This window comes from Ornithinimicrobium sp., assembly GCF_051004135.1.
Lineage (GTDB): Bacteria > Actinomycetota > Actinomycetes > Actinomycetales > Dermatophilaceae > Ornithinicoccus.
The window spans coordinates 1-22,827 of the sequence record NZ_JBPCKQ010000056.1; the positions used below are offsets into that span (position 1 = coordinate 1).

At 72.4% G+C, this 22,827-nt stretch carries 24 protein-coding genes and 1 pseudogene; 19 read left to right on the forward strand and 6 right to left on the reverse strand.

What is annotated here, in order from left to right:
* Nucleotides 1-192: 192 nt before the first annotated feature.
* Complete coding sequence (locus tag ACR2FV_RS02930) at nucleotides 193-879, reverse strand: winged helix-turn-helix transcriptional regulator (protein WP_434014207.1); 687 nt, start codon at nucleotides 877-879, stop codon at nucleotides 193-195.
* Between the two features lie 100 nt (nucleotides 880-979).
* Here ACR2FV_RS02930 and ACR2FV_RS02935 point away from each other — a divergent pair, with 100 nt between their 5' ends.
* A complete protein-coding gene (locus ACR2FV_RS02935) occupies nucleotides 980-1,834 on the forward strand; it encodes a class I SAM-dependent methyltransferase (protein ID WP_434014208.1) in 855 nt (284 codons plus the stop codon).
* A 15-nt stretch (nucleotides 1,835-1,849) separates the two neighbouring features.
* Here the strand turns inward: ACR2FV_RS02935 and ACR2FV_RS02940 are convergent.
* Nucleotides 1,850-2,670: pseudogene (locus ACR2FV_RS02940) on the reverse strand (phosphoenolpyruvate hydrolase family protein).
* 426 nt (nucleotides 2,671-3,096) lie between these two features.
* Here ACR2FV_RS02940 and ACR2FV_RS02945 point away from each other — a divergent pair.
* From ACR2FV_RS02945 to ACR2FV_RS02955, 3 genes are all read left to right on the forward strand, one after another.
* Entirely contained in the window at nucleotides 3,097-3,462 is a 366-nt protein-coding gene (locus tag ACR2FV_RS02945; protein ID WP_434014209.1) for a hypothetical protein, read from the forward strand.
* The gene (locus ACR2FV_RS02950; RefSeq protein ID WP_434014210.1) at nucleotides 3,417-3,953 is read left to right on the forward strand and encodes a hypothetical protein; all 537 of its coding nucleotides are present in this window, start codon (nucleotides 3,417-3,419) and stop codon (nucleotides 3,951-3,953) included. Before ACR2FV_RS02945 ends, ACR2FV_RS02950 begins: the two co-directional genes overlap by 46 nt.
* 64 nt (nucleotides 3,954-4,017) lie before the next feature.
* Nucleotides 4,018-4,542 carry an N-acetyltransferase family protein gene (locus ACR2FV_RS02955; protein WP_434014211.1) on the forward strand — a complete coding sequence of 175 codons (525 nt, stop codon included), beginning with the start codon at nucleotides 4,018-4,020 and terminating at the stop codon, nucleotides 4,540-4,542.
* A gap of 53 nt (nucleotides 4,543-4,595) precedes the next feature.
* On the opposite strand, the gene ACR2FV_RS02960 is transcribed toward ACR2FV_RS02955, so the two are convergent.
* Nucleotides 4,596-5,729 carry an NAD(P)/FAD-dependent oxidoreductase gene (locus ACR2FV_RS02960; protein WP_434014212.1) on the reverse strand — a complete coding sequence of 378 codons (1,134 nt, stop codon included), beginning with the start codon at nucleotides 5,727-5,729 and terminating at the stop codon, nucleotides 4,596-4,598.
* Nucleotides 5,730-5,839: 110 nt separating this feature from the next.
* Between ACR2FV_RS02960 and ACR2FV_RS02965 the strand changes: the two genes are divergently transcribed.
* The 4 genes from ACR2FV_RS02965 to ACR2FV_RS02980 are packed head-to-tail and all read left to right on the forward strand — an operon-like array spanning nucleotide 5,840 to nucleotide 8,328.
* Nucleotides 5,840-5,965: a hypothetical protein gene (locus tag ACR2FV_RS02965; protein ID WP_434014213.1), complete on the forward strand. Its 126-nt coding sequence runs from the start codon at nucleotides 5,840-5,842 to the stop codon at nucleotides 5,963-5,965.
* A 1-nt stretch (nucleotide 5,966) separates the two neighbouring features.
* The gene (locus ACR2FV_RS02970) at nucleotides 5,967-6,572 is read left to right on the forward strand and encodes an RNA polymerase sigma factor (protein WP_434014214.1); all 606 of its coding nucleotides are present in this window, start codon (nucleotides 5,967-5,969) and stop codon (nucleotides 6,570-6,572) included.
* Entirely contained in the window at nucleotides 6,569-6,841 is a 273-nt protein-coding gene (locus tag ACR2FV_RS02975) for an anti-sigma factor family protein (protein WP_434014215.1), read from the forward strand. The genes ACR2FV_RS02970 and ACR2FV_RS02975 overlap by 4 nt, the downstream gene beginning before the upstream one ends.
* Nucleotides 6,838-8,328, forward strand: coding sequence for a dihydrolipoyl dehydrogenase family protein (locus tag ACR2FV_RS02980; RefSeq protein WP_434014216.1), 1,491 nt, complete (start codon nucleotides 6,838-6,840; stop codon nucleotides 8,326-8,328). The genes ACR2FV_RS02975 and ACR2FV_RS02980 overlap by 4 nt, the downstream gene beginning before the upstream one ends.
* A gap of 361 nt (nucleotides 8,329-8,689) precedes the next feature.
* Here ACR2FV_RS02980 and ACR2FV_RS02985 read toward each other — a convergent pair whose 3' ends face one another.
* A complete protein-coding gene (locus ACR2FV_RS02985; RefSeq protein WP_434014217.1) occupies nucleotides 8,690-9,319 on the reverse strand; it encodes a CDP-alcohol phosphatidyltransferase family protein in 630 nt (209 codons plus the stop codon).
* A gap of 248 nt (nucleotides 9,320-9,567) precedes the next feature.
* On the opposite strand from ACR2FV_RS02985, the gene ACR2FV_RS02990 reads away from it, so the two are divergent.
* Genes ACR2FV_RS02990 through ACR2FV_RS03020 form a run of 7 tightly spaced genes read left to right on the forward strand, consistent with a single transcriptional unit; the run spans nucleotide 9,568 to nucleotide 17,650 of the window.
* Nucleotides 9,568-10,791: an ABC transporter substrate-binding protein gene (locus ACR2FV_RS02990; protein WP_434014218.1), complete on the forward strand. Its 1,224-nt coding sequence runs from the start codon at nucleotides 9,568-9,570 to the stop codon at nucleotides 10,789-10,791.
* Nucleotides 10,788-11,690, forward strand: a complete 903-nt coding sequence (locus ACR2FV_RS02995; protein WP_434014219.1) for an ABC transporter permease — start codon at nucleotides 10,788-10,790, stop codon at nucleotides 11,688-11,690. The genes ACR2FV_RS02990 and ACR2FV_RS02995 overlap by 4 nt, the downstream gene beginning before the upstream one ends.
* Before the next feature lie 11 nt (nucleotides 11,691-11,701).
* Nucleotides 11,702-12,499 (forward strand): ABC transporter permease, encoded by a 798-nt coding sequence (locus ACR2FV_RS03000; RefSeq protein ID WP_434014220.1) that lies wholly within the window; start codon nucleotides 11,702-11,704, stop codon nucleotides 12,497-12,499.
* Nucleotides 12,496-13,662 carry an ABC transporter ATP-binding protein gene (locus ACR2FV_RS03005; RefSeq protein WP_434014221.1) on the forward strand — a complete coding sequence of 389 codons (1,167 nt, stop codon included), beginning with the start codon at nucleotides 12,496-12,498 and terminating at the stop codon, nucleotides 13,660-13,662. Before ACR2FV_RS03000 ends, ACR2FV_RS03005 begins: the two co-directional genes overlap by 4 nt.
* Complete coding sequence (locus ACR2FV_RS03010) at nucleotides 13,659-14,249, forward strand: hypothetical protein (protein WP_434014222.1); 591 nt, start codon at nucleotides 13,659-13,661, stop codon at nucleotides 14,247-14,249. Before ACR2FV_RS03005 ends, ACR2FV_RS03010 begins: the two co-directional genes overlap by 4 nt.
* Entirely contained in the window at nucleotides 14,249-16,228 is a 1,980-nt protein-coding gene (locus ACR2FV_RS03015) for an alpha-amylase family protein (RefSeq protein ID WP_434014223.1), read from the forward strand. Before ACR2FV_RS03010 ends, ACR2FV_RS03015 begins: the two co-directional genes overlap by 1 nt.
* A gap of 39 nt (nucleotides 16,229-16,267) precedes the next feature.
* A complete protein-coding gene (locus tag ACR2FV_RS03020) occupies nucleotides 16,268-17,650 on the forward strand; it encodes a copper resistance CopC/CopD family protein (RefSeq protein WP_434014224.1) in 1,383 nt (460 codons plus the stop codon).
* A 6-nt stretch (nucleotides 17,651-17,656) separates the two neighbouring features.
* Here ACR2FV_RS03020 and ACR2FV_RS03025 read toward each other — a convergent pair whose 3' ends face one another.
* Nucleotides 17,657-18,313, reverse strand: coding sequence for a class I SAM-dependent methyltransferase (locus ACR2FV_RS03025; protein ID WP_434014225.1), 657 nt, complete (start codon nucleotides 18,311-18,313; stop codon nucleotides 17,657-17,659).
* Nucleotides 18,310-19,257 carry a threonine/serine dehydratase gene (locus tag ACR2FV_RS03030; RefSeq protein WP_434014226.1) on the reverse strand — a complete coding sequence of 316 codons (948 nt, stop codon included), beginning with the start codon at nucleotides 19,255-19,257 and terminating at the stop codon, nucleotides 18,310-18,312. The genes ACR2FV_RS03025 and ACR2FV_RS03030 overlap by 4 nt, the downstream gene beginning before the upstream one ends.
* 40 nt (nucleotides 19,258-19,297) lie before the next feature.
* On the opposite strand from ACR2FV_RS03030, the gene ACR2FV_RS03035 reads away from it, so the two are divergent.
* The 4 genes from ACR2FV_RS03035 to ACR2FV_RS03050 all read left to right on the forward strand — a co-directional run bounded on the left by ACR2FV_RS03035 (nucleotide 19,298) and on the right by ACR2FV_RS03050 (nucleotide 22,735).
* The gene (locus tag ACR2FV_RS03035; RefSeq protein WP_434014227.1) at nucleotides 19,298-20,224 is read left to right on the forward strand and encodes a PhzF family phenazine biosynthesis protein; all 927 of its coding nucleotides are present in this window, start codon (nucleotides 19,298-19,300) and stop codon (nucleotides 20,222-20,224) included.
* 133 nt (nucleotides 20,225-20,357) lie between these two features.
* Nucleotides 20,358-21,008 (forward strand): TetR/AcrR family transcriptional regulator, encoded by a 651-nt coding sequence (locus tag ACR2FV_RS03040; RefSeq protein WP_434014228.1) that lies wholly within the window; start codon nucleotides 20,358-20,360, stop codon nucleotides 21,006-21,008.
* Nucleotides 21,009-21,023: 15 nt separating this feature from the next.
* A complete protein-coding gene (locus ACR2FV_RS03045) occupies nucleotides 21,024-21,638 on the forward strand; it encodes a class I SAM-dependent methyltransferase (protein ID WP_434014229.1) in 615 nt (204 codons plus the stop codon).
* Between the two features lie 152 nt (nucleotides 21,639-21,790).
* Nucleotides 21,791-22,735 (forward strand): DUF559 domain-containing protein, encoded by a 945-nt coding sequence (locus ACR2FV_RS03050; protein ID WP_434014230.1) that lies wholly within the window; start codon nucleotides 21,791-21,793, stop codon nucleotides 22,733-22,735.
* Nucleotides 22,736-22,827: the final 92 nt, after the last annotated feature.

A 22,827-nucleotide genomic window follows, 5' to 3' on the forward strand; every position in this document is an offset into this window, starting at 1 on the left:
CACCGCCTCAAGACCCACACCCGGTGGAGACCGATCCTGCACCCCGACGGCACCATCACCTGGACCGACCCCTACGGCCAGGAATGGCTCACCCACCCCATCGACCACCGAGCCAACCACGCCGCCTGAACCCCTCGGTGTCTGCGAGGCGTGTCTGAGACTGGCTTCCGCAGGAGCCACGCGCTGACTCGATCAGGAGGTGACGTCCCGCAGCGTGGGAACCAGTGCGGCCACCGGGCTCAGCTGCAGGATCGTGGACAGTCGGCGGGTCCACGCGGTCGCACCCGCTGCCTGCAGGGCACCTGACCTCAGCGCACTGCCAAGGGACAGCCGGCCGAGCCAGACCTTGTACAACGTCGCGACGTCGGAACACAGGCCCAGGTCCACACCGAAGCCCGGGTCGCTGCGGCATACCGATGGCACACCGTCCTCGACGACGATCCAGTACTGCCGAGGGTCGTCGCTGAAGCGCACGTGCAGCACGTGCCGGCGGCCGGGCAGGTCGGTGGTGTCGACGCGGGTGTGCATCCACCACACCAACAGCTCCGCGTCGAGTTCGTCGGCGTGCGGGTCCTCGAAGCTCCACCGGGCACCCCACTGCCCCAGGGCGAAGACGACCGGCTCCAGGTCCCGGCCTCCCTCGGTCAGCAGATACCGCCCACCCAGGTGGTCCACCAGCCCCGCACGCTCCAGCTGTCGCAGCCGCTTGGCCAACAGGCTGCGGGACAGACCCGGCAGTCCTCGCGCCAGCTCGTTGAAGCGGGTGGCGCCGACGATCAGGTCGCGCATGATCAGCAGGGCCCAGCGCTCGCCCAGCACCTCCAGCGCTCGGGAGATCGGGCAGTACTGTCCGTATGCCGTCCTGCGTGCCTCGTCCATGGCTCACCTCGTCCCCCCCAGTGTGCAGTCCACGACCTGTACCGGGGTAGTCCTCGATGTGGACTGGTCGGGCAGGGCCGCCCGAGAGGACGGTAGTCCCATGACGACATCAACAGCCACCACCCCAACCAGCACCGACGCCGACGCGGCCCTCAAGGCCAAACACCGCGGCATGTGGGGTCTCGGCGACTACCCCGCCGTCGCCGTGGATCTCATCCCCGACCTCGGCCGGGTTCTTGTGGACGCCTGCGCCGTCGGCGCAGGCCAGCGGGTTCTCGACGTCGCCGCGGGCACCGGCAACGCGGCCATCCCGGCCGTGCGAGCCGGCGCGGATGTCGTCGCGGCGGACCTGACCCCCGAGCTGCTCGAGGCGGGTGCCCGGCTCGCCGAGCAGGCATTGACCGCCGCCGAGCGCGAACGCCTGAACTGGCGTGAGGCCGACGCCGAGGCGCTTCCCTTCGAGGACGCGAGCTTCGACACCGTCCTGTCGTGTGTGGGGGTGATGTTCGCCCCGCACCATCAGCGCAGTGCCGACGAGATGCTGCGGGTATGCCGTCCCGGCGGCTCGATCGGCCTGCTCAGCTGGACCCCCGGTGGCTTCATCGGCCGGCTCTTCGCCACCATGAAGCCCTACATGGCCCCGCCTCCGGCCGGCGTCCAGCCGCCGCCACTCTGGGGGTCCGTGGAGCACGTCCAGGAGTTGCTCGGGGACGGGGTCGGTGAGCTCTCGGCCCACACGGCGACCGTGCGGGTCGACCGCTTCGCCGACGGCGCGGCCTTCCGTGACTACTTCAAGGCGGCCTACGGTCCGACGATCGCGGCCTACCGAGGCCTCGCCGATGATGCCGAGCGCACCGCCGACCTCGACCGCGAGATGGCAGAGCTGGCGGACCGGCATACCGTCGATGGGTCGATGGACTGGGAGTACCTGTTGGTCACCGCCCGACGCCGGTAGGTCTGCCGGGGCCGCTCAGCGCAGGCGGATCTGCGTGAACTCCCGGGTCTGTGCGGTCAGCGCCCGCTCCGTGGGCAGCCGCTCCATGCTGCTGGCGCCGTAGAAGCCCTGCACGTCGCAGTGCTCGAGCATGTAGCGGGCGTCGTCGGGCTCGGCGACCGGGCCGCCGTGCACGAGCACGATGACGTCCTCGCGCACCGCCCGGGCGGCTTGCGACCAGTCGGCGACCATCGGCACGCAGTCCGCCAGGGCCAGCCCCGCACCCGCGCCGATCGACCCGCCCGTGGTCAACCCATGTGGCACACGGCGACGTCGGACCCCGCGCGGGTCATCGCCTCGGCATCCTCGGGTGAGAACACGTAGGGCGTGGTGAACAGGTCCTTGCTGTGGGCCGCCGCGATCATCTCCACCTCCAGGGCATAGCTCATCCCGGTCGCCTCCAAGTTGGCCCGGAAGGAGCCGACGATGAGCTCCACGGTCGGGAGGTTTGCACGCCGGAGAACCCGACTCGCGACACCTCGTCGAGGAAGACCTCCGGGTCGTAGAACGGGTCGGTCCCGTTGACCCCGGCCAGCGCGGGGGTGTCCGTGGCGACCGGCAGCACCTCCTTGGCCATGTCCATGACCACGTCGTTGGCGTTGCCGTAGGACAGCAGCCCGGCCAGCGACCCGCGTCCGGTAGCGCCCCGAGTTGTAGATGACGATGAGGTCGATCCCGCCCTCCTCCTCGCACTTCGCGGACAGTCCGGTCCCGGCACCACCTCCGACGATCGCCTCCCCAGGGTCGACCTTGGCGCGCAGCCGGGTCAGGATGTCGTCGCGCGTGAAGCGGGGCATGGGGTCCTCCTGGTGGTGGGACGGCAGGTGGTGTGGTCGGGCTACTGAGCGGGTGGACGGGTGCCTTGATCGGGACTCCGCCGGTCACGTCGGCGAAGGCGGCGTGCAGCGCGTCGGCGAATGCCTCGTCGTTGACGTGCGCGTCCACGCGCTCCACCCGATCACCGAGTAGGTCATGGCGATGTCGGAGGGCCCCCACGTATGCCACCCACCGGACCCACCGGTATGCCGCGCGGTCCCGCGCCACTTGTTGCGTGCCTGGGCTTCCCGCCGGCACGGTCGACGACGGTAGGCTCGAGCGCATGGCACTGTTCCGTCGCAAGGGTCGCCCGGAGACGGCCGAGGGGACGCTGACCCAAGCGCGAGCCGGCCGAGCCGGACGAGACCCTGCCGGAGGACCAGGCAGCCACACCCGCCAGTGAGCCCTTGGGCCAAGCGGAGCGGGACCGGGTCGCCGCGGCCGTGCAACAGCTGCAGGACCAGGGCGTCGACATCGACGACCTGGACTCACTGAGCGCCGGGCTCGATACCGCATACGCGCAGTGGGCGACGACGCGCACGGGAGATCACAGCGCCATCGTGGGCCGTTACTCCTTCGGCATCGGGGAGCACCTGTCGCGGCACACTGACCTGGACTGGCGGATCGTCACCGATCTGTTCGGCACCGACCTGGGGCTGCTCGACGGTCCGCGCGGCAGCTTCATGGTGGTGCCCGGCAACCACCGGTCTCTGCGTAGGCTCGACGCGTGGAGCTGTCTCGAGTCTCGCGGCGAATCGTGTTGGTCTTCGTGATGCACAACCTCGAGGAGATCGCGCACCTGCCGCAGGACGTCGCCAGAAACCGGCAGCGGCTCGACCGGCTCGGCGTCCCGGCCGAGTGGGGACGCCGCGACGTGATGGCTGTGGCGACGACGATGCTGACCGGATCGTCGTATGCCGTGCTCGCCCGCGCCGAGCGGCGCCCAGGAGCGGTCGGTGACGTCGCCACCCTCGCAGTTGCTGCCGCGTTGGGCGGCCACGCCGTGACCCACGGACTGCGCGCGGCCGCTGACCGCGCCTACAACGGGGGGGCTGGCCACGAGTCCGTGGATGCTGGGGGCGTCGGTGCAGCTGGCGGGGTCGGCCCGCCGTCGGGGGCGACTGTCGGTCCAGCAGGCTTCGGGGATCGCCGCCGCCGCCAACATAGCGGTGCCGGTGTTGATCGTGGGCTCGCTCGCCACGGCCCGCACGGTCGTGGGTTGTCTCAGAAGAACATGGACTCGCCGTTCATGAGAACGAGGTAGCCGCCCCCAGCTCCAGCGTGCCGGGCAACCCGTCGAGGTGGCGGCAGGTGACAGACTCGGCCGGGTGATCGTGCGCGATGCCACCCCGGGAGACGCCGGGGCTTGTGCCGCCATCTATGCGCCCTACGTCCGCGACACCTGCATCACCTTCGAGCTGGAGCCGCCCAGCAGTGCCGACTTCACCGAGCGCATCGCCGCAGCGCAGCACTCGCACGCCTGGCTGGTCGTCGATGAGGACGAGATCATTCTTGGCTACGCGTATGCCGTGGCCCACCGCCCGCGGGCGGCCTACCGGTGGTCCTGCGAGACCAGCGTCTACCTCGACCGCACCCGGCACGGTCGCGGGATCGGCCACATGCTCTATCAAGCTCTGCTCGACCGGTTGGCGCAGCGGGGCTACCGCACCGCCGTGGCGGGCATGACCCTGCCCAACGAAGCGAGCATCGCCACGCATACCGCGCTGGAGTTCGAGCCGATCGGCACCTTCGCCAGGGTCGGCTACAAGGATGGGGCGTGGCGCGACGTCGCCTGGATGCAGCGCGACCTCGGCGGTGCCGATGCGGACGCGGCGCCCCGCGAGGTCACCTGACCCCCTTCTCTAGCTTTGTGACTAGATATACGGATACTCACCGAGCGATGACGTCAAGCTCGCTGATAGGTCCGCAACCAGCGGCGGTCGATCCACCGTTTCAGGTGCAGCGCCAAGCGACCCTGCCACCACCACCGACCGCGGACAGCCAGCCCGAGACCGCCGCCGAGGTCGAGGATCTGCAGAGCGTGCCGTTGCGGCACGTACTCGGGGAGCGCCTCGCCCGCCGCTCGGGCCAGCAGACTGCCCAGCAGCACCGGCCCCTGTCGCACCCCGTGGACGCCGATCCGCGCCAGCGGCCGGGGCAGGAAGTCGGCGCAGTCGCCCACGGCGTAGACGTCGTCATGGTCACGGTGCTGCAGCGTGGCCCGAACGGGTATGCCGTCCGGTCCGCCGAGGCCGATCCGCTGCCCCAGGGGTGGGCTCACCAGACCCGTCGCCAACACGGCGACGTCGTGCGCGAGGGTGCGGTCGTCGGCCAGCGTGACATCCCGCTGCCCGAGCCGGACGACGCGCGTCCCGGTGTGCACCCGCACCCCGCGGGAGCGCAGCATCCTGCGCGCCCGGCGACGAGCACGGGCCGGGAGCTGCGGGTCGAGGGTGGCCCCGGCCTCCAGGATCGTGACCCGGGTGCGTCCCTGGGCGCTCAGGTTGCCCGCGAGCTCCAGCCCGGAGGGGCCGCCTCCGACGAGGGTGACCCGGGCTGCGGCGACCTCGGCGTCGACATCGCCTGTGTGGTCACCCATCTGGTGGCGCCGGTCGGCGACCCGGAGCCGGAGGTCCCCCAGGCTCTCCAGTGGCTTGATCCTCAACACCTCGGGATCCACCTCGAGGCTCTCGGCGGAGGCCACGCTGCCGATGTTGAGCGACAGCACGTCCCAGTGCAGCCAGGCGCCGTCGCTGGTGCGGGCCCGGCGGCCGGGCAGGTCGAGCTGTGCGAGCTCGCCGATGTGGTGCGTCACCGGGTGCCCGGCGGCGAGGGCTGCGACATCGACCGTCCCGGCATCGGCGGGCAGCGCACCGGTGGCGCAGGCCGAGGCCACCCCGCTGTAGCTGAACGTCGGCGGCGCTAGCAGCTGCACGGCATACCCGGCATCGACCAGCTCCCGAGCCCGGACGACCAGGTGCAGGTGCGCGTGACCGGCCCCGACCAACAGCAGCCGGCACCCGGGACGCTCGTGCCTCACGCCGCTCTCTCGTCCATGACCGGACAACCCGTCGTCGACCGCGTGCTGTTCCCCCGGGCGTCGGCGGTGCGTAGGGTTGCGGCAGGACCCGAGGCCAAGGAGCGGCTCAGATGACGGACGGCACCGACGACGCGTGGTTCGATCGCCGAGCCCGGCGCCAGCGCTGGATCGCCTGGTTGGTGGTGCTGGCGCTGGCCCTGCCGAGCACGGCGGCGCTCTGGTCATTCGCCTCCTGAGATGACCGGGAAGCGCGAGGAGCCCACACCGGGTTCCGAGCAGGTGACCCCGCCGAGTGCGCCGCCCGCGGACACCCGGGCGGTCGCGTTCGCCGAGCACGTGGAGCCCGAGCTGGAGGTGATGTTGCGCGTGGCGATGTCACTGACCGGCCGACGAGCCGACGCCGAGGACCTGGTGCAGGAGTCGGTCCTGCGCGCCTTCAAGGCCCTCGGCCGCTTCGACGGGCGGCACCCGCGTGCCTGGCTGCTCACCATCGTGCGGCACACCCACCTCAACATGCACCGCCGGCGACGGCCCGACACGCTCGCCGACTGGGACGCGCTCGGTGACCCGAGACCGGCCTTCGGCGCCAACCGGCAGGCCAGCGCGGAGGACACCGTCCTGGACGCCGCGTTGGACCACCGGTTGCGCGATGCCGTCGCCGAGCTGGACCCGAGGTTTCGCGCGGTCCTGCTGCTGGTCGACGTGCAGGACCTCAGCTATGCCGAGGCAGCCGCGACCCTGGGCATCCCGGTCGGGACGGTCATGTCGCGGCTGAGCAGAGCCCGCGACCGGGTCCGCAAGCGTCTCGGACCGCAGACGCTCATTTCGGGAGGACCTCGATGAGGATGTCCCTTCGCGATCTGCTGACCTGTCATTGGTCCGCCCTCCGCATCCAGCGCTACCTCGACGCCGACCCCTGCGCCCCGCTGCCGCCGGAGGAGGTCGCCCGCCTGGAGGCCCATCTCGCGGTCTGCGAACGGTGCCAGCAGCTCACCGCCGAGCACCAGGCCCTGCGCGGTGCGCTGAGCTCGTGGTCCGCGGCGGTCGACGAGGACAGCCTGGCGCGCCTGCGGGGCGTGGTCGACGAGCTGAGCCGACAGGATCGGCCATGACCACGGCGACCCGGCCAGATGTGGTCGACTCCAGCGCGGCGTCCCGCGAGCAGATCCCGCCGGAGGCAGGGTGGGACCTGGTCGTGGTCGGTGGTGGCACGGCCGGCATCGTCGGGGCCAAGACCGCCGCCCAGCTCGGTGCGCGGGTCCTGCTGATCGAGCGGGAGCGACCCGGCGGGGACTGCCTGTGGACCGGGTGCGTGCCGTCCAAGGCGCTGCTCGCGGCCGCTGCGGCCGCCGCGAACGCGCGCACCGCGGGCCGGTTCGGGGTCGACGTGAGCGAGGTCCGGGTCGACTTCGCCCGGGTGATGCAGCACGTGCACGGGGCAATCGCCCACATTGCGCCCATCGACTCCCCGGAGGCGCTGCGCGAAGCCGGGGTGGAGGTGCTGACCGGCGAGGCCGTCTTCACCGGGGCGAGCACCGTGGAGGTCGACGGGCAGTCGATCGCCTTCCGCCAGGCGCTGATCGCGACGGGCGCGGCCCCCGCGGTGCCACCGATTCCGGGACTGCGCGAGACGGCATACCTGACCAGCGAGACGATCTGGGACCTGACCGAGCTGCCGGATGACCTGGTGGTCCTCGGCGGCGGCAGCATCGGCGTCGAGCTGGGGCAGGCGTTCGCCCGGCTCGGGTCGAGTGTCACCGTCGTCGAGGGGCTGCCCCGGATCATGTCGCGGGAGGACGAGTATGCAGCCGCGCTGGTCGCCGCTGCGCTCGCCGACGACGGTGTGCGGGTGCTGACCGGTCAGCCGGTGGCGCGGGTCGAGTCGGGCGCCGAGACCGGGGGCACCTTGGTGCTCGCGGACGACACGCGGGTGCCGTTCGGGCGGCTGGTGGTCGCCGTCGGGCGCTCCCCACGCACCTCCGACCTCGGGCTGGAGTCCGCCGGCGTTGAGGTCGGCAAGGGCGGCTACCTGACGGTCGATGACCACCTGCGCACCACTAACAAGCGGATCTGGGCCGCGGGGGACCTGACCGGTCACCCACAGTTCACGCACACTGCCGGTGTGCACGGCAGCCTGGCGGCGAGCAACGCCGTGCTGGGGCTGCCTCGCACGGTGGATCTGAGCGCGATCCCGCGAGTCACCTACACCCACCCCGAGGTGGCCTCGGTGGGGGAGCCGACCGACCCGCTCGGCGACGGGCTGCGACTGCAGGAGGTTCGACACGACGACCTCGACCGGGCGGTCGCTGAGGCGGAGACGGCCGGGGTGAGCCGGCTGGCAATCGACGCCAAGGGCCGCATCCGCGGCGCCACGGTCGTCGGGCCGAGGGCGGGGGAGAGCCTCGGGGAGCTGACGCTTGCTGTGAGCAAGGGGCTGCGCACCCGCGACCTGGTCGGGGTGATCCACCCCTACCCGACCTTCAACGACGGACCGTGGAACGCCGCGGTCGCCGATGCAAAAAGGTCGCTGACCCAGCCTGTCGTGCGGGCCGGGCTGCGCGTCGTCGTCGGCGCCCGCCGTTGGTGGGTCAGCCGCTGAGGGCAGGCGGCTGCCGACGCGGACGGCCCGGCGCATCATGGCGCGGGTGACCGGGTCGTGCAGCACCGAAACCGGCGCGAAGTAGATCCGTCCGCGCCGACCGTGCAGCCACACCGCGGTGGTCACTCGCAGCAGCCCGGCGGCGTGGTCGACGCCGCCCCCACAGCGGAAGGTCAGGTGCCGGCTGGTGCGCCACGATCAGCGCCTCGTCACCCACGACGTCCTGCACGGCGAAGACGTCCGGATCGGCACGGAGGTTGACCGGTCAGGGTTAGCCATCGGAAGGCCGGGTCCACACCAATGATTGTGACGTAGCTGACGCTCTGGCGACACCTATGTCACCGTCATCCGGTGGGGTTGTTCAGCGCAGCGCGCGGTAGCCGCCGACGATCCGCTGCGTGGCGCTCACCGCCACGACCGCAGCCCAGACCAGGGCGATCTTGTCGGCATACTGCGGCAGGATCAACCACAGCGAGTGCACGAGCACCGTCTCGGTGCCCTCCGCCAGCCCGCCGATGAAGCTCAGCGAGCGGCCGTCGTCGATGCGGCGCCCGGTGCGCTCGGCGATGGAGGAGAAAGCCAGGAACGCGGACCCGTTGATGTAGTACGCCAGCAGCACCAGGGCGAACGGTCGCCAGTCGGCCCCGAACGTGCTCACCGTGCCGAGCGCCACGCCCACGACCGTGGCGCCGTAGACCGTGAAGTCGCAGGCGATGTCCAAGAACCCCCCGGCCTCGGATGCCCCCACGCTCTTCGAAGCGCCGGTGCGGCGTCGGGCCAACGGTCCGTCCAGACCGTCGAGGACCCGGTTGGCCAGCCACAGCAGCAGCGCCGGCAGCCACCACGCCGCCGCGGCGGCGGCCGCACTGCCCAGCCCCACCGCCAGTCCCAGCAGCGTGAGTCGGTCGGGTGTCACCCACGGCCGGTCGATCGCGGCCGCGACCCGCCGCAGTCCTGGGTCGAGCACGCGCCGGGCGGCGTGGTCCAGCATGGGCACTCCTCCTCACCGGTCGCAGTCTCACCGGCCAGTGTCGTCGACCGGATGACCGTTGTGCGCGCCACCGCGCCCTGCGAAGGCCCAGGTCGCGCGCACAACGGTCGTCGGGCAGGGAAGGCCCAGGTCGCGCGCACAACGGTCGTCGGGCAGGGAAGGCGGTGGGATGCCTACGGTGTTCCCGAGGCAACGTCCCCCGCCGAGAGGTCCCCATGCCGCTTCGCCGTGTCCCTCATCGCCCCGCCGTGCTGCTCGCTGCCACGGTTGCCTCGGCGCTGACCCTGGCGTTGTCGGCGTGCGCCGCGCCGAGCGCGCAGAACGCCGCCGAGCTGCCCGACTCCTGGGATCAGGTGCTTGCCGAGGCGGATGGTCAGAGCGTGTCGCTGTGGATGTGGGGTGGTGACCCGCAGGGCAACGCCTATGTCGACGACGTGCTCATCCCCGCCGCCGCCGAGCTCGGGGTGACCCTGCGCCGGGTGCCTGTGGCCGACACCGGGGACGCGCTGACCCGGGTGCTGTCCGAGACCCAGGCGCAGGTCGAGGACGGTGAGGTCGACCTGGTCTGGGTCAACGGCGACAACTTCGCCACCGGCAAGCGGGCAGACGCCTGGCTCTGTGGCTGGACCGACGTGCTGCCGAACGGCGAGCTGACCGACCCTGACGACCCGCTGCTGACCTCCGACTTCGGCACCGACGTCGCCGACTGCGAGTCGCCGTGGCACAAGGCCCAGTTCACCCTGGTCTACGACAGCGCCCGCGTGCCCGAGCCGCCGAGGACCGTCGAGGAGCTGCTCGACTGGGCCCAGCAGCATCCGGGCCGGTTCACCTATCCGGCACCGCCGGACTTCACCGGCTCGGTCTTCGTCCGGCAGGCGCTGTATGCCGTGGCCGGCGGGCCGCAGGAGGTCCCGGCGACCTTCAGCCAGGAGGCCTACGACGAGGTCACCCCGCCGTTGTGGTCGGCCCTGGAGGAGGTCGCTCCGGCACTGTGGCGCGAGGGGCGCACCTATCCGCGAGACCTCGCGGCCCTGGACCAGCTGTTCATCGACGGGGAGGTCGACTTCACCATGACCTACGGCCCGGCCACCCTGACCGACCTGGTCGCGCAGGGCACGTTCCCGCAGACCACCCGCGTGCTCACCCTCGAGGAGGGCACCATCGGCAACGCCAGCTTCCTGGCCATCCCCGCATCCTCCGGGCAGGCCGCCGGCGCCGCCGTGGTGGCCGACCTGGCCCTGTCGCCGCAGCAGCAGGCCGCCAAGGCCGACCCGGACGTCTGGGGGCAGTTCACGGTGCTCGACCTGGACCGGCTCGAGGACTCGGACCGGGCACTGTTCGAGGCGCTGCCGGCCTCCCCCGTCGTGCCGCCCTACGAGGAGCTGTCCGAGGGTGCCGACCCCGAGCTGTCCGCCGAGTGGGTGCCGGAGCTCGACGACGGGTGGCGCGAGGCGCTGCTCGCAGGCCGGTGACGACGACCCGACGGGCGCCGGCCACGGGGTCGCGTACGGCCATGGGGGGTGGGGGAGCCAGGACCGGGTCAAGGAGTGGGGGCGCGCTGCTGGCGCCGGCCGTGGTCCTGGTGCTGGTGGTCCTGGGCGTGGCCCTGTCCTCGATGGCGCTGACCTCGCTCGGTCTGCTCCCGCTGGTCGGGGAGCCCACGCTGACCGGGGCGGCGTTCGGGCAGGTGCGGGGTGAGCTGCTCCTCGGCGCCGGTGAGTCTCTGCTCATCGCCACCGCATCGACGGTGCTGGCCGTGCTGGTCGGCGTCCCCGCAGCCCTGCTGCTCGCGCACGCCGGCGCCACCCGGCGCCTGCTCGGCGCACTCACCGCGACGGTGCTCCCGGTGCCGCACCTGATCGGTGCGGCCTCGATCGGGCTGCTGCTCTCCGGCGGGGGAGTGCTGCCCCGGTGGCTGGGGGTGCCCGCCGACGCCTGGCCCGAGCTGGTGGGTGGGTCGTTGCCCGTGGCGATCGTGCTGGAGCTCGCCTGGAAGGAGTCGGCCTTCATCGCGCTCGTCGTGGCCGCGTCGCTGAGTGCCCAGCTGCGGGCGTTGAGCGAGGCCGCCGCAATGCTCGGCGCCGGGCCCGGCCAGCGGTTGCGCCGGGTCACCCTGCCGCTGGCCGCCCCGGCCACCCTGGCCGGCGCGACCATCGTCTTCCTCTACACCCTCGGCTCCTACGAGGTGGCCTGGCTGCTGGGCCGGGCCTACCCCGACCCGCTGCCGGTGCTGGCCTACCGGCTGTTCACCTCGATCGACCTCGCCGACCGTCCCCAGGCCGCGGCCGTGGCTTTGAGCACGATCACCGTCGCCGTCGTGGTCGCCGCCCTGGCCGCGATGGTGCTGCGTCGGCTGGGGGCGGCCCGGTGAGACGAGAGGGTATGCCGTGGACGCTGCTGCGCGGAGCAGGCGTGACGCTGCTCGTCGCGTGGTTCGTCCTGCCCTTTGTCCCGATCCTGCTGTGGGCGTTCGCCGACCGGTGGCCGAGTGTGGGGAGCGGCAGTGGGGTGCTGCCCGACTGGGGGCTGACCGGCTGGCCGCAGGCCCTGGACGCGGGCATCCTGGCCGCCCTGGCCCGCTCGGCGGCCCTGGGGCTGGTCGTGGCCGTGATCGCGACCCCGCTGGGCGCGCTGGCCGGCCGGGCGCTGGGCTGGCGGATCGGGCGGCGCCTCGGCATACCCGCGGCGTTGATCCTGGCCCCGGTGGCCCTGCCGCCCTTCGCCCTGGCGATGGGGCTGGACGTCGTGTTGCTACGGCTGGGCATCCCGCAGACGATGGCGGTCGTGGTCCTGCTCACCGTGTTTGCGCTGCCCTACACCACCTACGTCCTGCGCTCCGCCTACGCCGGGCTCGACGCGCAGGTCGAGGACCAGGCCAGGATGTTGGGGGCCAGCCGGTGGCAGGCGATCCGCTCGGTGACCCTGCCCGCGCTCGCGCCGGCCCTGAGCGCGGCCGCCGCTCTGGCCTTCCTGGTCGGCTGGAGTGACTATGTCGTCACCGTCGTCATCGGCGGCGGGCGCCTGGTCACGGCCCCGGTCCTGGTGGCCTCCTCGGCGGCCGGCACCGGCAGCGATCCTCTCGTGGCCGTGCTCTCCCTCGCGGTCGTGCTGCCCCTGCTGGCCACGGTCGGCCTGAGCGCGGTGCTCGCCCGGCGCAGCGTCGGGGCGGGGCTGCGATGACCTCGGCCCTGGAGGTGACCGGGCTGAGCTTCGCCCACCCGGGTGCCGGTCGACCGACGCTCGAGCGCGTCGACATGCGTGTCGAGCCGGGCGCCATGACTGCGGTGGTCGGCCCGTCCGGCTCGGGCAAGACCACGGTGCTGCGGTTGATCGCGGGACTGTTGACCCCGGACGACGGCGACGTCGCGGTCGCCGGGCACAGCGTGCGGGCGCGTCCTCCGGAGCGCCGGGGGATGACGATGATGTTCCAGAAGCCGCACCTGTTTCCCCACCTCAGCGTCCTGGACAACGTCGCCTTCGCGGCCCGGGTGGTGGGAGTGCCCCGGGCCCGCGCGCGGGAGTCCGCCCAGCGCTACCTGAGCCTTGTCCACCTCGGGGACCTGGCGCAGCGGCGCACCCGTGAGCTCTCCGGCGGCCAGGAGCAGCGGGTGGCGTTGGCCCGGGCGCTGGCCTCGGAGCCGGAGGTGCTGCTGCTCGACGAGCCGTTCAGCGCCCTGGACGCCGAGCTGCGCGCCAGCATGCACGAGCTGCTGGGAGAGGTCCGCGCCGCGCTCGGCCCGACGATCGTGATGGTCACCCACGACATGACCGAGGCTGCGCTGGCCGACCGGGTGGCCGTGCTCGTGCAGGGCCGGCTCGTGCAGGAGGACACCCTGGCGCAGCTCTACCTCGCCCCGGCCACACTCGGGGTGGCGCGGGTGCTCGGCGGTTTCAGCGAGGTGACCGGCACCCTCGTGGCCGGGCGGCACCACTCGGCGCTGGGGACGCTGAGCGCTCGGACCGGGCGCGATCTGCAGGCGCCGGCTGAGCCCCCGGCGCCGGCCACCCTGCTGCTGCGGCAGGAGTCCGTGATCGTCCTGCCCGGCGAGCACGAGGCAGGTCCCGGTGTCCCCGGGAGGCAGGCGAGGGTGTCGGCGGCCGCGCAGGCACCGCGGCACCTCATCGCGGGGACCGTCTCGAGCATCGGCTGGGTGGGCGCTCGGCAGGTGGCCACGGTCACCGTCGCCAGCACCACCGTGCGGGGCGAGGTGCCGCTCGGGCGCACGGTGCGACTCGGGGAGCCGGTGCGGTTGTCCGTCGAGCCCGACCCGTGGTGCCTGGTCGAGGCGGACCCCGCCGGGGCGAGCACCCCGGTCCCGCGCGATGCAGCGACCCGCTCGTGATCACCACGACGCACATCGTCACCCACGCACTGATCGCGTGGGGCCGGCGGCCACGACGTCTGCTCGGCACCCGGGCGACCCGGAGGGCGTTCATCGCCGGTGGACTGGCGCCCGATCTCGGGCTCGCGTTGATGTCGGCCGGAGCCTTCGCCTGCTATCCCCTGGTCCGCGGACAGAGCCTGCCGACGACGTTTGCCCTGGTCTACGACGAGCTGTTCTACACCTCACCGGTCTGGATCGCTGCCCACAACGTGCTGCACGCACCGCTGGTCATCGCCGCGCTCTACCTCCTCGGCCGGCGGACCCGCCGGCGGTGGTCAGCCGGGCTGCGGGCGTTCGCGGGAGGGTGCGCACTGCATACCCTCATGGACATCGTGGTGCACCACGACGACGGCCCGCTGCTGCTCTTCCCGCTGGAGTGGACCGTGCGGTTCAGCAGCCCGCTCAGCTACTGGGACCCGGCGCACCACGGCGACGTGATCGGCCCGATCGACCTGGCCATCACCGTGGTGGGGTCCGCCGTGCTGCTCATCGGACACCTCCTGAACCGCCGCGGACGACGTCCCCCGCCCGCAGGTGTGGTCTGATGGGCCGAGTGAGTGTCATCTCCACTCCGGTGGACCTCCCGACCGACCTGTCACCGCTCCACGCGGCGACGATCGAGTCGGCCCTGGCGCCGCTGGCCGAGCACCGCCGCCAGACGTTCTGGCTCCGGGTCCGGCGCTGGTGGGACGACCTGCTCGAGGGCCTGCAGGTCTATCCGGACCCACCAGGCGTCGCCGGCCGGGTCCTGGAGCTGGCCGCCACCGCATACGCCGCCCGGGACGACGAGCTGCACCTGCTCGACGAGCGCCGACTGCTGGAGCCCGACTGGTTCCAGCAGCCGGGGGTGCTCGGCTATGCCGCCTACGCCGAGCGCTACGCCGCGCCCGGCACCGGGCTGGGCGGCGTGGCCCGGCGGGTCGACCACCTGCGTGACCTGGGCGTCACCTACCTGCACCTGATGCCGCTGCTGGCCACCCGGAAACCCCCCAACGACGGCGGGTATGCCGTCACGGACTACCGCTCGGTCCGGCCGGACCTCGGCACCGTGCAGGACTTGCGCGACCTGGCGAGCACCCTGCGTGCCCACGGGATCAGCCTGTGCCTCGACCTGGTCCTCAACCACGTGGCGCTGGAGCACGAGTGGGTGCAGGCGGCGCAGCGGGGGGAGCAGCGCTACCGCGACTACTTCTACCTCTACCCGGACCGGACCGAGCCGGACGCCTACGAGGCGACCCTGCCCGAGGTCTTCCCCGACTTCGCCCCCGGCAACTTCACCTGGGACGACGCTGCCCAGTCCTGGGTGTGGACCACGTTCAACGACTACCAGTGGGACCTCAACTGGGCCAACCCCGACGTGCTTGCCGAGATGGCCGACGTGGTGCTGCACCTGGCCGACCTGGGCGTGGAGGTGCTGCGCCTCGACGCCGTCGCCTTCATCTGGAAGCGCAAGGGCACCAACTGCCAGAACCAGCCCGAGGTGCACCAGCTCACCCAGGCCCTGCGCACCCTGGCCAAGATCACCGCGCCGGCGCTGGTCTTCAAGGCCGAGGCGATCGTCGGGCCGGGTGACCTCGTGCACTATCTGGGCCGGGGGGTCCAGCACGGCAAGGTCAGCGACCTCGCGTATCACAACAGCCTCATGGTCCAGATCTGGTCGATGCTGGCCACCCGCGACGTGCGGCTGGCGGCGCACGCACTGGCCCAGATCCCGCAGATTCCCTCGGTGACGGCGTGGATCACCTACCTGCGCTGCCACGATGACATCGGCTGGGCCATCGATGACGGCGATGCCGCGGCGGTGCAGCTCAACGGCTTCGAGCACCGGGGCTTCCTGTCCCGCTTCTACTCCGCTGAGTTCGACGGTTCGGTGGCCGACGGGCTGGTCTTCCAGCACAACCCCACGACCGGTGACACGCGGATCAGCGGCACCGCGGCCAGCCTGGCCGGGGTCGGCTCCGCTCTGCGGGCGCAGGACCCAGGGCGTCTCGACGACGCCATCGGGCGGCTCCTGGTCGGGCACGCCCTGGTGCTGGGGTGGGGCGGCGTGCCGGTGCTGTGGTCCGGCGACGAGATCGCCACCCTCAACGACCCCGACTGGGACACCGTCCCCGAGCACGCCGGGGACAACCGGTGGGCGCACCGCCCTGCGCTGGACTGGTCGGTGGTCGACACGCTCGCTGAGCAGCTGGACGGCCCCGCGGCCCGGGTATGCCGTGGGCTGGCGGCGATGGTGCGGGCCCGAGCGCGACTGCCTCACCTGCACGCCGGTGTGGCAGCACACCCGGTGCCGACCACCGTCCCGGCGGTGCTGGGCGTGGTGCGGCTGCACCCGCTCGGGGCGATGATCGGCCTCTACAACATGAGCGAGCACCGCCAGCACGTCCCCACCTGGTGGGTGGCGGCCCAGGGCCTGGAGCCGCACGCGATGTTCGATCACCTGACCGGCAATGCTCCGGCGGTGACCGAGCACGGCGACCTGAGGCTGCGCCCATACCAGGCGATGTGGCTCACGGCCCGCTGAGGCCGATCCGAAGACCGGAGCGGCAGCGAACTCCTTGCCATGCGAAGTGACCTGCCTTGGCGCGCCCTCCTGGCTGCTCTGTTGGTGGGGTGGCTGCTGTCCGTCGCCCTCCCGGCGTCGGCGCACACCGAGCTGGAGTCCACCACTCCGGCCGACAGTGCCGTGCTGGGCGAGGACGTCGACGTCGTGGTGCTGACCTACACCCGGCCGGTCAGCCTGATCGGGGACGGGATCAGCCTCTCCGGTCCCTCGGGGTCGGTCGAGGCGGAGGTCGCCGGCTCGCAGGAGGACGCGGTCTGGACCGCCACGGCGGCCGAGCCGCTTGGCCCGGGCGACTATCAGGTGGAGTGGACCGTCGCGGCGCAAGACGGGCACCCGCTGTCGGGGGAGTTCGCGTTCACGGTGAAGCCGGGAGATGGAGCGGCGAGCGCCTCGACCGACCCCGGTGACGGCGCCGCGGCAGCAGCCGAGCGCGGTTCAGGCAGCGCTGAGGGCGGCAGCGCCGGGAGCGGCGTGGACAGTGGTGCCCGCGACGACTTCGAGTTGGAGACGGTCGAGGCGCGGAGCGGGGCCGGCGTCGCGTTGACCGGGCTGCTGGTGGCGGCCGGTGGGCTGGCCTTCCTGGCCATGGTGCTACGCGGAGGGGAAGACACCCGTGCGGTGCTGCGAATCGTGCGTTGGGCCGGGGTGGCCGTCGTCGCCGGCGTGACGGTGCGCCTGCTCGCCCGGTCGGCCGTGATCACCCAGGGGGACTGGGCTGCCGCGCTGAGCCGGGACGGCATCGCTGACGCTCTGATCGGGTCGACCTTCTGGGTGTTCGCGCTGCAGCTGGGCGGTGGGCTGCTGATCGCGCTCGGCGCCTGGGGTGGCGTGCTGACCTCGGCCGCTGCCTGGGTCGGCACGCTGCTGGCCGGCGCCGGGCACGTGCTGGGCGGGCACAGCAGCACGGCCGAGCCACGCTGGCTGGTGCTGGTGGCCGACGTCTCACACCTGGTCGCCGGAGCGGTGTGGCTCGGCGGGGTCGTCTTTGTGTCGTTGGTGCTGGGACGGCGCCGCCGCAAGGGACGGGACCTTGACGCCGCGATCCTGGGGGCCCGGTTCTCGGTGATCGCCGGTGCATCGGTCGCGATCGTGGGGGCCGCCGGGGTCGCGCTGACCGTGACGATCCTGGAGCAGCCGTCGCAGCTGTGGGCCAGCACCTGGGGTCTGCTGCTGCTGGCCAAGGTCGCGGTGGTGGTCGTGGTCGCCGGCTACGGTGCGCACCACCACCTCAACGTCGTGCCGCACCTGGCCTCTGGCGACGCCGAGCGCGCGGACGCAGCGGCCCACGAGCTGCGCCGTTCCACCGTGGTCGAAGCGTGGCTGCTGCTCGGCGTCGGGATGCTCACGGCGTGGCTCGTCGCCGCGTCGACCTTCGCCTGAGCGGCTTCAGGCGCGCAGCGTGCCGGACCAGACCTGCACGTGCCCGCCCCACCGCTCGTGGTGCCGCACCTGCTCGCACTCGCGCTCCAGGGCTCGCCAGGGGTGTGCGTCCGGGTCGGCGCCGCCGATGGAGGCGGCCGTCTTCGCCGCCGTTCGGGCCAGCAGTCCGCCCCGTCCTGGCAGGGCGACGTCCACCACGGCCACCCGAGAGCCGGGAGCCAGGAGGCGGGTCACCGATCGCCAGGCGTCCTCCCACGGGCGCATCAGGGACAGGGCGTAGCAGAACAGCGCCGCCTGCGGGGGCGGCACGGTGTCCGGGCCGGTCGCCTCGTGCGGGGCGAGGATGTTCTCGGCTCGCAGACTGGTGGCGTCAGCCCGCACCAGGGTGCGGGGAGCGACCAGCCGACGCCGGCCCGCGCGACGCAGCATGGCGGGACTGGCGTCGACACCGATCACGTGGCCGGTCGGCCCCACGGCGGCGGCGAGCCACGGCATGCTGAGTCCGGTCCCGCAGCCCACGTCGAGCACGCACTGGCCGGTTCGCAGCCGCATCGCCCCGATCGCGGCGACCCGGCCGGTGCGGTAGACCGCCCACTCCAGGGAGAGCAGGTCATAGACCCGGGCGAACGGGGTGTAGCGACCGGTCGGCTGGTCGGCGCTCACCGATCGGGCTCCGCCGACAGGTCGCCGGGGTCGGCGTTGCCCCCGCAGACGATCACGCTGACCCGCTCGCCCGGCTCGGGTCGGTAGGCACCCGAGAGCACCGCGGCCAGCGCCGTGGCCCCGCCCGCCTCGGCGGCGACCCTGGTCTCCCGCCACAGCCACTGCCGGGCGGCCCGGATGTCGTCATCGCCCACGAGCAGCGACTGCACCCCGGTGTCCTGTGCGGCCGCGAGGCCGATGTCGCCGATCACCGACGCCCCGAGACTGTCGGCGGCCAGACCCGACGGGCTGGTCGGCACCGGCCACCCGGCGGCCAGGGCTGCGTGCAGGGTCGGGCAGCCGTGCGGCTCCACCGCGACCACCCGGACGGACCCGGTATACCAGGAGGTCACCCCACCGATCAGCCCGCCACCACCCACCGCGACGAGCACCGTGTCGCTGGGCACCTGCTCCGCCAGCTCGGCGCCGACCGTGCCCTGGCCGGTGACCGTGGGCAGGCTGTCGTAGGCGTGCACCGACAGCGCGCCGGGCTGCTGCGCCACCTCCCGGCTGGCCTGCAGCGCCTCGGCGTAGCCCTCGCCGACCTGGTGCACCCGGGCGCCCAGGGACCGCAGCCGGGCCACCTTGATCTCCGGCGCGGTCCGCGGCACGAAGATCTCGGCCGGGATGCCCAGGGCCCGCCCGACGTGGGCGACCGCGAGCCCGTGGTTGCCGCCCGAGGCTGCCACCAGGACGTCGGGGCGCTCGGAGGCCGAGAGCACCGAGTTGAACGCGCCGCGCGGCTTGAACGACCCGGTGTGCTGCAACAGCTCCAGCTTGAGGGTGAACGGGTGGCCGTCGTGCTGCACCTCGACGACGGGAGTCCTGCGCACATGGCCCTCGATGCGGGCGCGAGCCCGCTGGATCTGCTCCCGGGAGGGGTATGTCGTGGCACCGGTGGGCATGGCCCGATCCTGACACGTCGGTGGTGGCTACGGTGGGCGTATGCCGACGGTGCCGTTCAGACAGGTCGACGTCTTCGCCGAGAGCGCTTGCCGGGGCAACCCGGTGGCCGTGGTGCACCTCAGCGACGGCGGGGTGAGGGGTGGTGACCTCGCGGACAGCGTTCCGTCGGGCAGCGATCCGGCGGGCAGCGATCCGTGGAGCACCGAGACGATGCAGCGCTTTGCCCGCTGGACCAACCTGTCGGAGACGACCTTCCTGCTGCCACCGCAGGACCCCGGGGCGGACTACCGGCTGCGCATCTTCACCCCGGGTGGCGAGCTGCCCTTCGCCGGGCACCCGACGCTGGGCAGCGCCCAGGCATGGCTGGACGCCGGCGGTGAGCCCCGAGCGCAGGGGGTCGTGGTCCAGGAGTGCGCCGCGGGGTTGATCCGGGTGCGGCTCGAGGCGGACCGACTGGCCTTCGCAGCACCGCCGCTGACCCGCTCCGGCGCCCCGGAGGACCAGCTGCTCGAGGCGGCGGCGCGCGCCCTGGGGATCACCCCCGACGAGGTGGTCGCCGCGAGCTGGGTGGACAACGGGCCGCACTGGCTTGGCGTGCTGTTGCGCGATGCCGAGACGGTGCTGGGCCTGCGTCCCGACTTCGCGGCGCTGGAGGCCCTGGAGGAGACCGAGGTCGGCGTGATCGGGCCCTATCCCGCGGGCGGCGCGCCCGGTGCCGCGGACTACGAGGTGCGCGCGTTCTGCCCCGACCTGGGGGTCCCCGAGGATCCGGTGACCGGCAGCCTCAACGCGGGCCTCGCCGTCTGGCTGGTCGGTGCGGGGCTGGCGCCCGCGGCATACCTCGTCTCCCAGGGGACCGTCCTGGGCCGGGCGGGGCGTGTGCACGTCACCCAGGACAGCGACGACCTGTGGATCGGAGGGCAGGCGCACGTGCTGGTGCGGGGCACGCTCGACCTGCCGGCGTGACCAGCGTCGGCTGGATCCCGAACCTGCGTGAGCGGGCCGATCTGCAGACAACCGGAGCACGCTCCGTTTCTTGGTGGGTCCTCGGTAGGCTCGTGGCGTGCCGACGCGACGAGGCACCGACCGGAGGACGCCGATGACTGACGAGCCCGCCCCGCTGACCGTGCTCGGCGCTTCGACACCTGAGCGGGTCGACGCCGCACGCAACCGGGCCACCATCCTGCGAGCCGCCCGTGACCTGCTCACCGAAGCCCCCGGTGAAGTGTCCATGCAGGACGTCGCCCGGCGGGCGGGAGTTGGCGTGGGCACGGTCTACCGGCGGTTCAGTGACCGGCACGGGCTGCTGCTTGCTGTCCTGGACGAGGGGGAGCAGGCGTTCCAACGCGAGTTCATCCAAGGTCCCGCACCGCTCGGGCCCGGGTCGGCGGGCACGGCCGACCCGGCCCGCCGGATACAGGCCTTCGTGCATGCGCACCTGGACCGCACCATCGCGGATCTCGATCTGCGGCTCGCCCTGGACCCCGCCGGTCGTGGCTCCGGCGAGCCCTACCGCACCTGGCACCTGCACCTGCGCACACTCTGCGTGGCGCTGGGTCCGCAGCGGGTGCCCGACGCCGACTACTGGGCCGACCTGCTGCTGGCCGCACTGGCCCCGGGTCTCGTGCGCGACCAGCTCGACGCGGGTGCCACGTCGGAGGCTCTGCATGCCGCAGTGGACGTGGTGGTGTGCAGACTGGTGGGTGACAGATGCGACCCCGCAGCGGGCTCCCTGCCCAGGATGCCGTGAGGAGAGTCTCGGGTCATGGAGGCTGCTGACTGGGACCAGCGGTATGCGGGGTCGGAGCGAGTCTGGCCGGCCGAGCCCAACCAATGGGTGGCCGGCATCGCGCCCGCGCTGTCGGTCGGGAGAGCACTCGACATGGGAGCCGGCGAGGGCCGCAACGCGATCTGGCTTGCCGAACAGGGTTGGACCGTCGACGCCACAGACTTCTCCCCGGTCGCCGTGGAGCGGATGCGCGCTTGGGCGCAGGACCGGAGTGAGCACGTCGAGGGACGTCTGCGTGCCTGGGTCGCCGACGCCACGGACGCTGCGACACCGGCCGGGCACACGGCATACGACCTCGTGGTGCAGTGCTATCTCCACCTGGTGCCGCAGGAGTGGGCGCGCGCGGTCTTGGCTGCGCTCGAGCGCACTCGACCGGGTGGTTCGGTGCTGCTGATCGGGCATGCGGGCCGCAACCTGACCGACGGCGTGGGTGGGCCGCAGCAACGCAATCTGCTCTTCGATCCCGACGAGGTCGAGGCGGTGGTGGCGGAGCTGCCGGTCCGCGTGGAGACGTGCGAGATCAGACAACGTGAGGTGCCAGGCGCGGACCGGCCGGCGTTGGACACCGTGGCACTGTTGACCCGTCGCTGACGTCAAGCCCGTCCGGCTGGATCGGTCAACTGCACGATTGGGCCGGTGGGGTATGCGGGGCCGCGTCGGCTGGATCGGTCAACTGCACGATTGGGCCGGTGCCTGTGGATGACGGGGAAGGGCCGGCGGCGATGTGCGGGACGGTAGGGGCCATGAGCCGAACCCCAGACCCACCTGGCACGGCCTTCCGGCGTCGGGACGCTGTCCGGGCCGGGGTGAAGAAGCACCGGCTGGACGGACCGTCGTTCCAGTCCGTCTTCCCCTCGATCCGGGTCGCGGCGGCCCTGCACGTCACGGTGCTTGTCCGTGCTGAGGCCGCACTGCTGCTCTGTCACTACAGCGCGGTCATCAGCCACCACACCGCCGCGCGCATCTGGGGTGGCATCGTGCCGGACGGCTGTGACGTGCACGTCTCGGTGCCTGAGGCCAGGCACCGGCCCAAGCGCCGCGGCATACGCCCACATGTCCGGTCGCGGAAGGTCGGAGTCGTGACGCATGGGAGGGTGCGGCTGACCGACCCGCCAACTACCTTCGTGGAGCTCGCCCGTGAGCTCGACCTGGTCGACCTGGTCGTCCTCGGAGACTCACTGGTCAAGGCCGGCCGATTCACGGTTGGCGAGGTGCAAGCGGCAGCGAAGGCGTGGCACGGGCCGGGGGCGGTGCGGGCGCGGCACGCCGCGACGCTGGTCCGGGCAGCTGTGGACTCACCTATGGAGACCCGGCTGCGCCTCTTGCTGGTCTTCGCCGGACTGCCCGAGCCGCAGGTCAACTTCAGCATCCGCAACGATGACGGCCAGGTGGTCTACCGGCTGGATCTCGCGTTCGCCGAGTGGTGCGTGGCGGTGGAGTACGACGGGCGGCAGCACGCCGAGGACGAGCGTCAATGGGGTCACGACCTGGGTCGTCGAGAGTCCCTCGACGGGCTGGGCTGGCGGCTGGTCGTCTGCCGAGCGACCGATGTTTACACCTCCCCTCGGGAGACGGTGGACCGGGTGGTCTCGGCGCTGCGGGGGCAGGGGATGGAGCTGTCCGATCCGACGCCGTCGCCCCTGTTCGACCGACACTTCCCGGGTCGGCCCGGCCGCAGAGCGAGGTGAGCTCGGTCGGCTGGATCGGTCAGGTGCACGATCTGGCCGGTGAGGTATGCGGGAGTGCTCCGGCTGGATCGGTCAGGTGCACGATCTGGCCG

Coding starts and splice junctions, on each gene's coding strand:
- ACR2FV_RS02930 (WP_434014207.1), bottom strand. CDS start 879: ATGGACGAGGCACGCAGGACGGCATACGGACAGTACTGCCCGATCTCC.
- ACR2FV_RS02935 (WP_434014208.1), top strand. CDS start 980: ATGACGACATCAACAGCCACCACCCCAACCAGCACCGACGCCGACGCG.
- ACR2FV_RS02965 (WP_434014213.1), top strand. CDS start 5,840: ATGACGGACGGCACCGACGACGCGTGGTTCGATCGCCGAGCCCGGCGC.
- ACR2FV_RS02970 (WP_434014214.1), top strand. CDS start 5,967: ATGACCGGGAAGCGCGAGGAGCCCACACCGGGTTCCGAGCAGGTGACC.
- ACR2FV_RS02975 (WP_434014215.1), top strand. CDS start 6,569: ATGAGGATGTCCCTTCGCGATCTGCTGACCTGTCATTGGTCCGCCCTC.
- ACR2FV_RS02980 (WP_434014216.1), top strand. CDS start 6,838: ATGACCACGGCGACCCGGCCAGATGTGGTCGACTCCAGCGCGGCGTCC.
- ACR2FV_RS02985 (WP_434014217.1), bottom strand. CDS start 9,319: ATGCTGGACCACGCCGCCCGGCGCGTGCTCGACCCAGGACTGCGGCGG.
- ACR2FV_RS03000 (WP_434014220.1), top strand. CDS start 11,702: ATGCCGTGGACGCTGCTGCGCGGAGCAGGCGTGACGCTGCTCGTCGCG.
- ACR2FV_RS03005 (WP_434014221.1), top strand. CDS start 12,496: ATGACCTCGGCCCTGGAGGTGACCGGGCTGAGCTTCGCCCACCCGGGT.
- ACR2FV_RS03015 (WP_434014223.1), top strand. CDS start 14,249: ATGGGCCGAGTGAGTGTCATCTCCACTCCGGTGGACCTCCCGACCGAC.
- ACR2FV_RS03020 (WP_434014224.1), top strand. CDS start 16,268: ATGCGAAGTGACCTGCCTTGGCGCGCCCTCCTGGCTGCTCTGTTGGTG.
- ACR2FV_RS03030 (WP_434014226.1), bottom strand. CDS start 19,257: ATGCCCACCGGTGCCACGACATACCCCTCCCGGGAGCAGATCCAGCGG.
- ACR2FV_RS03035 (WP_434014227.1), top strand. CDS start 19,298: ATGCCGACGGTGCCGTTCAGACAGGTCGACGTCTTCGCCGAGAGCGCT.
- ACR2FV_RS03040 (WP_434014228.1), top strand. CDS start 20,358: ATGACTGACGAGCCCGCCCCGCTGACCGTGCTCGGCGCTTCGACACCT.
- ACR2FV_RS03045 (WP_434014229.1), top strand. CDS start 21,024: ATGGAGGCTGCTGACTGGGACCAGCGGTATGCGGGGTCGGAGCGAGTC.
- ACR2FV_RS03050 (WP_434014230.1), top strand. CDS start 21,791: ATGAGCCGAACCCCAGACCCACCTGGCACGGCCTTCCGGCGTCGGGAC.